General features: G+C 68.8%; 2 protein-coding genes. Both read right to left on the bottom strand.

Going from position 1 to position 509, the window contains the following annotated elements; translation table 11 throughout:
- Positions 1-221 (bottom strand): BMC domain-containing protein (locus CKO12_RS14580; protein WP_200155427.1); only part of this gene is annotated, 221 nt, incomplete at its 3' end.
- A gap of 21 nt (positions 222-242) precedes the next feature.
- Positions 243-509 (bottom strand): BMC domain-containing protein (locus tag CKO12_RS14575; protein ID WP_200155426.1); only part of this gene is annotated, 267 nt, incomplete at its 5' end.

Genomic DNA, 509 nt, shown 5'->3' with positions numbered 1-509 from the left:
GAAACCACCCGGCCGACCCTGGCCGCCGCCACCGCCGCCGCCGCGATGGCGGCGTTGACGGCTCCGACATCGCCTTGGACCTTAACGACCGTCATGCCGTCGCCGCGGGCGAACTCGTAGCCCACCAGCGCGACATTGGCCGATTTGACCGCCGCGTCGGCGGCTTCGATGGCTGCTGCGAGGCCGATCGTCTCGATCAGCCCGAGGCTCAGTTGCGCCATGGTGGTTCCTCCCCTAAGCCGTTAGATGTACGGCGTGGTGGTGGACTTGATCTCGCTGGGATCAAGCGTCGCCAGCAGCGTCTTGCCAACGTCGCGCGCGGCGATGACGGCCTGACGCACCGCGCCGGAGTCACCGGTGAACGTGAAGATGACCTCGTTGCTGAAGCTCGTGCCGTTGCCCGGCGAGGCGTAGCCGACGGCCTGGACGGTGGCGGCCTTGGCCGCCGTATCGGCCAGCATCACGCCGATGGCCGCCGGAGCGCCGACGGTGATGGCGAAAGCCTGACC

Source organism: Chromatium okenii (assembly GCF_016583745.1).
Classification (GTDB): Bacteria; Pseudomonadota; Gammaproteobacteria; order Chromatiales; family Chromatiaceae; genus Chromatium; species Chromatium okenii.
The sequence above is the reverse complement of the archived record's forward strand: the minus strand, read 5'-3'. Positions and strand labels throughout refer to the sequence as shown.